The organism is Hymenobacter lucidus, from assembly GCF_020447265.1.
Lineage (GTDB): Bacteria > Bacteroidota > Bacteroidia > Cytophagales > Hymenobacteraceae > Hymenobacter > Hymenobacter lucidus.
In genome coordinates, this window is record NZ_JAJADR010000001.1 from 206,906 (window position 1) to 217,425 (window position 10,520).

The window sequence follows — 10,520 nt, forward strand, 5'->3', positions numbered from 1 at the left end:
TGAGCTTACTTTCATCTGCTATTGAAAAAGTAAGATTTTGTTTTGTATTCAGTCAAAAAAAGGACTTTAAACTTTTATCGTCCGCAAAAGGATGTTTATACATGGATTTGTAACCTTTAACGAATAACGTTGGTATTAGGATTATTCACAGTAGATATTGCCCTGCCGTTACCTGCTTTCACGGCAGCCGCCCTACCCTTTTCACACCTCTATCTTACAACAATGGCTTTAACCGCTTACCCGTTCCATCCTGCGACAGGAGAACTACTACCCACGTATCGAGACGCCTACCTGCGGGGAGATTTGTCCGGTAGTAATGCTGACTTAGTAGATGCTTACCTCAAGGCAAACTCGAATGCCGGCGACGAGGCGCTGAAACGCTTCTACGCGTTGCGTGCCAAGGGCCACGACGTGCGCCCCGTGGGCTGGCTGCAGCACCAGTTTCATTTGATGCGCACTGAGCCCGTGCGCTTCCGTCGGCGAGCTGGCTCTATTGTGCTGGTCGGCGCCCTGATCAGTGGGGCAGTATTGGCTGGCACTAGCCTGCCCGCCAAAGATGCCCGCATCGGCGTACCCGCTGCAACTTTGGTTTCGGCAGCCAGCGACGAAATGGCTTCGGTAGCCGCCGAAGCTGTTGCTGCCAAGAAAATGGCGGTGGTAAACGGCCGGATTCTGGACGAGAATGGTCGGCCGCTGGTAGGAGCTACGGTACTGGACAAAATCAGTGGCCGCGGTGTAACTACCAACGCCCAAGGAGCTTACTCGATGCTGGTGCCCGCCAACCAAACCTCCCGGCTGCAATTTGGCTACGGTGGCTACACCGAAGATGAAGTGCAGGTGAAAGGCCGTAGCGTGCAGAACGTAACCCTGCTGCCCCGTACCGATGCCGTGGCCAAGGTGAAAAAGCGCCACTGGTGGAATTTTTAAAGCAGGGGCTGCAAGCCCCTGCTACCAAGCACCCTGCCTGCTGATAAAGTGGAGCGACGCGGAAAAGCCGATAACAAAGATTTCTTCTGCCTGTATCAGCTACCGAAATAGGCTGCATTAAACTCTTTGGAATTCCGCACACGGAGTTCTGAAGAGTTTTCGGCCCTCTATCCACTAGTTGTTCCAGCGGCTATTGTCTGGCCGGCGGTGGCAACCAGTAAAGTAATACCCCTTGTAACGAAGTACCGGCCGTCGCTGGTAGCCGGCCCCGGCTGACAGCATCCGGTTCTTCCTTTTTCAGCCAATGAATATTCCGTTTTTCAATCGACTCCAATTAAAGAAAGTCACGGTAGGAGTAGCTGATGAAAGCGGGAAGCGCGCTCAGAAAGTACTGGAAGGCCTGTTGGCAGACATTCCGGACCTGCTGATGAGTTGCGTCGTCGACACGAGTTCGGGGAAAGTCCTGGCTTTTTATACCACCAACAGCGCCTACAACCCCAACCAGATCAGCTTGCGTCACGCCAAGCTGCTCCGGACGATGGATGAGGCCCTGACTACTAAAGCCTGGGTGGGCGGTCCGCTGACGGATGTTTCCGTCATTCTGGAAGATCAGCTGCATCACCTACGGCCCCTGAACGACGGTAAATGGTACTGTTTTCTGGCTGTGCGGATGGCCGATGCAAACCTGGGTATTGCCAAAGAAATCATGCGCCGTCACACGGCTTAATCTTACGTTTTCAACACACTTTTTACTTCACACGCTCATTTTACAATGGCAAGCCCCAAACAAACCGTTCAAAATATCCTGGCCGAATTGCCTACCCTGCTGGCAGTAGCCGTAGTAGAAACCGAAACCGGCATGCCGCTGGCTTCACATGCTAACATTGCTGATTTCGATATCGAGACGGCCGCTGCTTACAACACCGAAGTAGTAAAAGCCAAGCTCAAGGCTATCCAGGCCCTGAAACTGAACCAGACCGTGCAGGACATTCTGCTCACCCTGACCGATCAGCTACACCTGCTGAAGCTGTCGTCGGATGGCTCGATGTTCGTGTACCTGGCCGTCAACTCGCGTGACACCAACCTGGCCCAGGCCCGTCAGATCCTGAAAGCCAACTCCGGCCTGAACTAAGCTTAGCCTTCTGCATACAAGCAAAAAGCTCATTGGCACCTATGCCGATGAGCTTTTTGCTTTGGTACCTACCAACGGGCTGCCGGGTTACTTCGGGCACTCTTCCCGGGTCAAAGCTTCGTGGATGGCAATGGCAGCCAGCGTGCCTTCGGCGGCGGCCAGCACGGCTTTCTGCGGCCCCGGCGTAGTGTCGCCGGCCGCGTAGAGGCCGCTGATGCTGGTCTGGGAGTGTTTGTTGATCCAGACGGCGCCTTTGCTGGTGAGGCGGCAGCCCAGCAGCTCAGCTAGGTTGGTGCGCTGGTGTTGGTGCGGATGCACGAACAGCGCGTGGCGGGCCAGCTTCTCGCCATTTTCGAACACAATGTGGCGCAATTCCCCATTTGGCTTTCCTTCCAGATGGCTGATGGGCTCCTCATACAGCCGGATTTTTTGCTGGCGCAGCCGCCGCCGGGCATTGTTGGAGAGGTGGCCGGGGCCATCGGTGCACACCACTACATCGGTAGCCCAGCGGCTTACCAGCAGGGCCAGTCCCGTTACTATTTTACCGCGCCCGTACACGGCCAGGGGCTGGCCACGCACCTCCCAGCCGTGGCAGTAAGGGCAGTGCAGCACGCCCCGGCCCCACAAGTCACGCATGCCTTCTACCGGTGGCAGCTCGTCTTCTACGCCGGTAGCCAGTAGCACCTTGCGGGCCGTAACAGTAAACTGGCGCCCGGTTTCCCCTTCGGCCTGCAGCTCAAACTGCCCGGCCCCGGCCGATACCTGCGTTACGCGGGCCACTCGGGTTTCTACGGTGTCGTAGGGTTTGAGCTGCTGGTGGCCCAACTGCAATAGTTCTGCCGGCTTGATACCGTCGCGCGTGAAGAAACTCTGCACGCCGGGGGAAGGGGCATTGCGCGGTGGCCCCCCGTCGCAGATAAGCACCCGGCGCAAACACCGGCCCAGAGCCAGGGCCGCGCTCAGCCCCGCACTACCCGCCCCGATAATAACAACGTCGTAGTCGGTGGCGGGCTGGGCAGGGGCGCGGTGCCGGATGAGCGAAGCAGATGGGTGTGGCATGAGTGGAACGGGCTAGGGACTACTATACCTCAAAAAGCCCACTACGGTTAACAGATCAGCTCATTTGCCTGTAATAACGGACAACAAAAAAGCCTCTCCCGGTTGGGAGAGGCTTTTTTGATAGAGTTGGTCACGCTTAGTTTTTAACTATGCGCTTGGTCAGCTTCACGTTGTTGCCGCGGACAACCACTAGGTAAGAACCAGCCGTCAGCTCGCGCACGGCGAAAGGATGACGGATGCCACCAGCGTATGTTTCCGTGCTCAGGGTACGGCCCGTCATGTCTACAATCGACACTTGGTAGCTACCGGCGGGCAGCGCCGTCAGGTCAAGCTTGGTGTCGGCTACGACTGGGTTTGGATATACCCCGGCGTCAGCTGCTTTCTCACCGGTGAAGATCAGCGTGCGTACCGGGCCCTGGTTTACGGTGCCATCGGTATCAATCTGCTTCAGACGATAGTAGATCGTGCCCACGTTCTTGGCGCCAATGCCGGCATCGGTGAAGCTGTAGCTGTGTTCCTGCAGGCTGGTGCCAGCACCTTTTACCGTGGCAATCTGGGTGAAGGCCTGCTCGCCATAAGCACGCTCCACTACGAAGTGGTCGTTGTTTTTCTCCGAGGCGGTAGTCCAGGTCAGCTGGGCGTTCTGACCCACGGCGCGGGCTTCAAACGTAGTCAGCTCCACGGGCAGCGGGGCGTTGTTGGTTACGGTAATGATACCCGAGAACTCCGAAGTGTTACCCACATTCAGACCGTCGACGGTAGCTGGCACCGTGGCTGTAGCCGTGAGCTTGTTGGTTGTCAGGCTGGTGATTTGCGCAGCAGTAACCGGAATCGAGAAGGCGAAGCGGCTGGCGTTGGTTTCCGAGCCCTGGTTCAGGCCCATATTGCCTACTACACCGCTGTAGGTGCCAATGCGGCGGTCCACGTCGGCACTGGTGTTTTCGGTGGCGGTAGCAAAGTAGGTAGCTCCTTCACCGAAGTTGGTTGGATCGGCGCTGGCAATGAAAAACTCAATAACGGCGCCGGTACGGGAGTAGCCGGTTACCAGCAGGTTGGTGCCGCTGATGGTGGCCTGCGTAAACACCGGGAAGTTGAGTACCCCGTTGGCGCCAGTAGAGGCCGTTTTGCCATTGGCATTGAGCGAAACCCCATCCCCGTTGATAGTAGCGTCGGCCGAGAGGTCGATACCCAGGTTGCCGGTTACGCCGCTGCCGTTGTTGCCACTGGTATTGTTCTGGCTGAAACGGTTACCCGAAGTACCCGTCATGGCCATGATACCGTCGCCGGAGTTACCGGTGATGGTGTTGGCACTGATCAGGTTGTTGTTGCCCCGAGCAATGCTGATACCTGCGTCGCGCGTTTGCAAGGTGCTGGCACCATTGCCGGTAATGGTATTGCCGGAGATGGTGTTGCCATCATTTACTGCACTGCCAGCAGCCTGGAACTCGATGCCGTAGCCCGCGTTGCCGCTGATGGTGTTGCCGGTGATGGTGTTACCGGACGAGTTTGAAATCAGGATACCCGCGCCATCGAAGGCAAACGTAGAGGCGGTAGCAGTGCTGGCCTTACCCGTGCGGAGAATGTTGTTGGTTACGCTGATATCGGTAGCGCCATTGAGCAGCAGTACCGAAGCCACTGCGTTGTTGGCAGTCGTGACGTCCGTTACGATAGAACCAGCCGAACTAGCCAACACAAAGGTTACTGCCGAACCATCGGAAGCAAAGCCACCAGCAATATCGAGGCTACTGTTCTGGGCATTCGACAACGACAGCGAAGCGAAGCGGGTGTTGGCTCCGGTAGTGCTCAGGCCACCTACGCCCTTGGTCGTAGGCGGGTTGGCGCTGAAGTTCAGGGCAATTTCTGCCCCCGTGCTCGTGGCCGATACTGCGGCATCTTCGCCCGTCAGGCGCGACTGGAGCTTGCCGTCAATAGCCGTATTGTTATCGGTAATAGTCGGCAGCGTTGAGCCCGTCACGTTGAAGGTAAATACGCCAGTTGTGGCGTTGTAGGTAGTAGGGGCAGGCGTGCCGAGGCGCAGGCCGGGCAGGGCGGTACCCGTAGTGCGGCCGTCGCTCAGCATGAACACGGCATATTCCGTACCGGCCGTGAGCGTGCCACCGGCTAGGGGGCTGGTTTGGGCCAGGTTTTCGTTGGTCAGCGTGTTGCTGTTGGTAATGAACTGGCGCAACGAGCCCTGACCGGTATTGTTGGTATTTACTACCACATCGAAGTTGAAGCCGAAGTCGATGCCCACACGCGGGCCGGAAGCCGGCGTCAGCACTTTAGTAATGGTCTGGATTTCCTGGGTTGCATCAGCGCCTGAAAGGGGAAGCGTACCTGTTCCGCCGTTGCCATAGTCGGCTTCGTCGGGCTGCTCGCCGCCTACGCGGTCCGTTACTTCAGCCAGCGTAGCGGTGGTAGCATCGGTGCGGAAGGTTTGCACCGGCAGCAGGGCGCTGGTCGAACCAGGCCGGGTGCTGCGTACCGAGTTGTTGACAACACGGATACCGTAGGTCGTGTTGGCTGCCAGGTTGTTGGTGCCTGTAGTAGTAGTGAAGATGTAGTTACCGTTGGCGTCGGTGGTAGTAGCGTTCAGGTAAGTGTAGGTATCTACCCCACCAGCGCTAACCACGCTATACAACTCTACGCGGGCCGCAGTGCCCTGGCCGCTGCTATTTGGCTGGTTGCGGCCTGCGCCACCACCATAGTTAACATCTTCGAATACCGTACCCTGGATAGCAGCCGTGAGGCGCACCGGCGTAGGCGAAGGGGTATCACCGTTAGCCGTAAGCGGCAAACCACCCGAGTTGGTCGACTGATCCTGGGCCAGCAGGTTGCCGGGGGGGATGACAGTGCCGTTGCTCAGCTTAATATGACCCTGGTTGCCGGTGCCGCTGGTCGTTGAGGCGTAGGCCGAGTTGTTGAAAATCGTGTTTGGAATCGTGGGTGTACCACCGGCAAACGTCAGGCGGGCTGTGAACGTAATCAAGGCGCTCTGGCCGGCCGTTAGCGACTGGTTGCCACTGAGCAGGTCAGCATCGGTAGTTGCGCCATCAAAGGCCGCGTTAGCCGCCAGTGTAGGTACAGCGCCCGAGTTTATGCTGAAGTTGGTAACGGCCGGAGCCGTCTGGATGGTGTAGGGGGTCGCTCCGAACGTATTGTCCAGGAAGTCCGACACCTGCACATTCGTGATAGTAGTAGTGCCGGTGTTTTTTACCCGGATGGCGAAACTGATGTCGTAGTAAGTGCGGCGGTTGCCGCCGGTTTGACCGTTGTTGCTAACAGCCAAACCCGTAAACTCCTTCACCACGTCGATCCGCTCACTAGGGTTGATGCAGCTGGCGCCGTCGCTGTTGGGGGCCGCGTCTACGCTGCTAATCAGGGTGGAGGTTCCGTTCGTCAGGTTGATGGAGTAGATACCACCCGTGTTAGAGTACGAGTACAGGTTACCGGCAATGTCGAAGAAGTTCGAGCCCAGAATCTGGGTGGAAGTGCTGGCACTGGCAATGGGAGTTTGTACTGCCCGGGTTACATTCTGAGCATCCGTGACGATTTCGATGCTGAACAGGTTGTCCAGTTCACTCGAGCCGTAGAGCTTGTTGGTAGTGGGGCTGTAGGCAATATCGGTGTAGTCGGCCGTAGCGGCGGTGCCGTTAGGCTGTACCAGCGGCAGCTCATCGTGGCTGGTAAGTACGGTGCTGAAGTCAGAAAGCTTCAGGCGAAACAGGGTATTCAGAAACTGGCCCGCGCTGTTTCGGGTCGTCAGGTACATATTACCCTGCTTGTCGATGGAGCCCGAGTTGTATTGGGCCAGCGGCAGGTTAGTCTTGCCCAGGTCACGAATACCGCCCCGACCAATACGGTAGAGGTGAATACCGGTCGTGGCATTCAGAAACGTGGCGTTGTTGTCGGCCGGATAGGTAATAGCATACAGGTAGCTATCCTGGGGGTTGTAGCCCAGGGCATTAACTACCACTCCCAGATTACCGGTGTTGTTGGTGCCGCCAAACGTAAATACGCTGGTGGAGTATGCAGCCGTGGAACGGTCTACAACGTACAGTGCGGAGTAAGCTGTGGCTCCGGTTCCGATCTGGCGAATCTGGTAGAAAGTACCGTCGCAAGAGAAGGCTGTGCCTTCAGACTGGGCTTGTGCCTTTTGCGGAGAAAGTGCCAACAAGAATAACAGCACAGCTGTTAAGCGTAAGACTGTTGTCATAGGAAAGTTTATAAAAAGAGCAGAGAAAATTCTAAAAAGTGTTGGTTTCTGTTCAGACACACTAACCAGTATGCAAACTTACTCTGTACAACTTAATTACCTCTAGTTTTTCGCCGAACATTTGCAGCCGCTCGCTGAATTGCGCTGGTTTTTGTCTGAGCATTTCTGGATCATTCCCTGGTTGACAGTGAAGACGCTCTTTAAAGAATCCAACTGCCTGGAAAGAGCTAAGCTGAAGTGTAGGAAGCCGGGCATCTCAACTCATATTCTGTAACGGTACAATTTCTGCCTTACCGCTGCCGGTAAGATTGTCATTTACCGATACGATTTGGATTGCAGAGTGGATTGCCCACCCCTGACAGATAGGGAAAAGGCCAGAAAACTTGTCCGTTTCCTGGCCCTCTAGCCTGCCGCCGTAGCTCTACAAATGGGTTAATAGACCCGCTGCCGACCGCTACGGTTCAGCAGCAGTTGTACATCGTGGTTGAAGCCTACTTCCTGCACCAGGTCTTCCAGGTTCAGGTGCAGGCGGTACTTCCAGAAGTGGGTTGGGTTGCTGGGCACGTTGATCTGCTCGTCGAGTGGGTTGGCCCGGCGCAAGTCCGAGTCCATAGCCAGCAGGTCCTGAAGCGGGAATACGGCCCACATAGCGGGTGAGTGCAGGTGTTGCAGCGTTATTTCACGGGCTACCCACGGCTCGCAGTGGTAGGGTGCACCCTCGCCCCAGTGGCCCAGGGTATTTTCGAAGAAGCGTTGGGTGCGGGTCGGGTCTTCTTCCCACCAGCCGCGCACGGTGCTCATGTCGTGGGAGCCAGGGCTGACGACAGACAGGTACGGCGCTGCGCCGGGGTGGCCGAATTCTGTTTTGGGGTCGGAGGGCATGCGCTGGATGTTGAGGCCTAGAATGCCCAGCGCTTTCATCACGCCCGGCACCGACTCGGGCACCATGCCCAGGTCTTCGCCACAGATGAGCATATTGGTGGCGTAACGCACGGCGGGTAGCTTCACCATGCCCTGCTCACGCCAGAAGTCCTCATGGCGACGGTAGAAAAAGTCGTTGTAGAGGTCGTGGAGGCGGTGGCGGGTATGCTCATCCAGCTCCCGGAACGAGTAGGTTTTGGGCAGCGTGATGCGCGGGTGGTAGAAGTCGGCCTGCTCGGCGGGCACAAACAGCACCTCGTTCACCAGCTTATACAGGCCCGTGCGCAGCCACACGTAGTGGTCGTGGTTGCTGGGCTCGGCGGCAATTTTGTGCTCGAATACTTCCTCAATCTGCCGCTGGGTGCGCAGGTGCTGTTTCAGGTGGAAGATGCCGTGGCTGGCTTCGTCCAGAAACTCGTTTTTCACCGCTTCGGCCTGCTCCTTAAAGATATCGGTCAGGATGTGCCAGCGGATATAAGGCTCACACAGGCGGCTGTGGTCGAACCAGCCGATGCGCTGCTCGATTTCGTGGCGGTGCAGGGGCAGGGCCGGCGAGAAGTGCCCGAGCAGACCTTCTACTGAGTGGCCAGGCATTTCCCAGATGCGGAAAAAGCCCAGAATATGGTCGATGCGCAGCGCGTCGAAGTAGCGTGAAAGGTGACTCATGCGCTGCTTCCACCAGGCGTAGCCGTCTTCGGCCATCCCCTCCCAGTTGTAGGTCGGGAAGCGCCAGTTCTGGCCCGTGGTCGAGAAGTCGTCCGGCGGGGCCCCGGCCTGCTGGTCCATGTGGTAGAGTTCGGGCTGGGTCCAGGCATCGGCCGAGTGGCGGTAGATACCGATGGGTAGGTCGCCTTTCATCACCACGCCGCTCTGGCGGGCATATTCCACGGCTTCGAGCAGCTGCTTGTCGAGGTGGAACTGGGTGAAGAAGTGCAGGCCGAACTCGTCGAAATCCGCCTGGTCTTCACTGGTGAGCTGCTCCAGATTCTGAGGCGTCTGAAACTCGGCGGGCCACTTGCTGAAGTCGGCCGTGCCAAACCGGTCCCGCAGGGCCGAGAAGGCTGCGTAGGGTACCAGCCAGCTTTGCTGCTCGGCCCGGAACTTCTGGAACTCGGGGTCGGCCAAGAATTTGGCCTTCTCCTGCTTATATAGGGTCTTGATGAACTGCCACTTGGCGTTCATCACCGGCTCGTAGTCCACAAAGTCGCGCTGGTTAAACTCGTCGCGCAACTTCTCCAGCTCCTGGCGGTCAGCAGCTTCCTGGAACTCGGCAATATCGTCCAGGTTGAGGTACTGCGGGTGCAGGGCAAACACCGAAATGGCCGCGTAGGGGTACGAATCGACCCAGGTATGGGTGGCGGTGGTATCGTTGATGGGCAGAATCTGCACCATCTTCAGCCCGGTGCTGGCGGCCCAGTCGATGAGCAGCTTCAGGTCGGGAAACTCCCCTACGCCCAAGCCGCGGCGGCTGCGCAGCGCGAATACCGGCAAGGCTACGCCCGCCCCGCGCCAGTGGCCGGTGGGGTAGCGGAAATGTTCATCGGCCCGCACCCGCAACGTTTTGCGGTCGGCTGAGGGCGAAATAACCCGGTCGTCGCCCGCCTCCAGATGCAGTATTTTCTTTTCCCGTGGGTCCCAGATGCCGTATTTATACTGCGTGGTGCGCTCAGGGTGCTCCAGGGCTACGTCGGCCGTCCAGGTTGGGTAGTCGGCGTCGGAGAGGACGACGGCCTTGCGGGCGTCCCAGGCGCCGAGGGCTGGGTCGGAGCCGAGCACGCAGAGCTGGTGGTCAGAATCGACGCGGGGGGCAGCCAGCTGGAAGCGCACCACCGAATCGGCGAGGCGGGCGGCGGGCTGAGCAGCTTTGGTGGCGGGCCGGGCCGGGCGGCGCATCAGGGCCTTGGTGAAGGCGGCGGTGTGCAGCTCGTTTTCGGGCTGAGCGGCGGCGCGCCAGTAGTCTTCGAGCACAATACGGCCAAACTGGCGGCCGTCGTAGCTTACCTGCCGGTTTTCGCCCCACTCCCAATCCTGGTTGCCGGTACGCTCATCCAGCAGAATGTACTTGTACTCTACCGTGCCGGCCGCTTCGTCGGGCAAGCTGATTTCCTGGCTCCAGGTACCGGAAGCAGGGTGATAGTGCAGGTTCAGGGCCTGAGCCAGGTTCCAGGAGCCCAGGGCGGGCTCGGAGCCGCACACCACCAGCCGCTGGCCCCAGGCAGTGTGGAATGGCAGGGTAAAACGTAGAATCATGGGAGGGTGGAAATC

General features: G+C 58.0%; 6 protein-coding genes. 3 read left to right on the forward strand and 3 right to left on the reverse strand.

Going from position 1 to position 10,520, the window contains the following annotated elements:
• Window positions 1-303 precede the first annotated feature (303 nt).
• From LGH74_RS00890 to LGH74_RS00900, 3 genes are all read left to right on the forward strand, one after another.
• Complete coding sequence (locus LGH74_RS00890) at window positions 304-927, forward strand: carboxypeptidase-like regulatory domain-containing protein (RefSeq protein ID WP_226170487.1); 624 nt, start codon at window positions 304-306, stop codon at window positions 925-927.
• A 304-nt stretch (window positions 928-1,231) separates the two neighbouring features.
• The gene (locus LGH74_RS00895; RefSeq protein WP_226170490.1) at window positions 1,232-1,654 is read left to right on the forward strand and encodes a roadblock/LC7 domain-containing protein; all 423 of its coding nucleotides are present in this window, start codon (window positions 1,232-1,234) and stop codon (window positions 1,652-1,654) included.
• A 45-nt stretch (window positions 1,655-1,699) separates the two neighbouring features.
• Window positions 1,700-2,059, forward strand: coding sequence for a hypothetical protein (locus tag LGH74_RS00900; protein WP_226170493.1), 360 nt, complete (start codon window positions 1,700-1,702; stop codon window positions 2,057-2,059).
• 87 nt (window positions 2,060-2,146) lie between these two features.
• Here the strand turns inward: LGH74_RS00900 and LGH74_RS00905 are convergent, their stop codons facing one another.
• The 3 genes from LGH74_RS00905 to LGH74_RS00915 form a co-directional block, all read right to left on the reverse strand.
• Complete coding sequence (locus LGH74_RS00905; protein WP_226170497.1) at window positions 2,147-3,118, reverse strand: NAD(P)/FAD-dependent oxidoreductase; 972 nt, start codon at window positions 3,116-3,118, stop codon at window positions 2,147-2,149.
• Between the two features lie 136 nt (window positions 3,119-3,254).
• Window positions 3,255-7,292, reverse strand: a complete 4,038-nt coding sequence (locus tag LGH74_RS00910) for a DUF6923 family protein (RefSeq protein ID WP_226170500.1) — start codon at window positions 7,290-7,292, stop codon at window positions 3,255-3,257.
• 474 nt (window positions 7,293-7,766) lie between these two features.
• Window positions 7,767-10,505 carry a 4-alpha-glucanotransferase gene (locus tag LGH74_RS00915; protein WP_226170503.1) on the reverse strand — a complete coding sequence of 913 codons (2,739 nt, stop codon included), beginning with the start codon at window positions 10,503-10,505 and terminating at the stop codon, window positions 7,767-7,769.
• Between the last annotated feature and the right edge of the window lie 15 nt (window positions 10,506-10,520).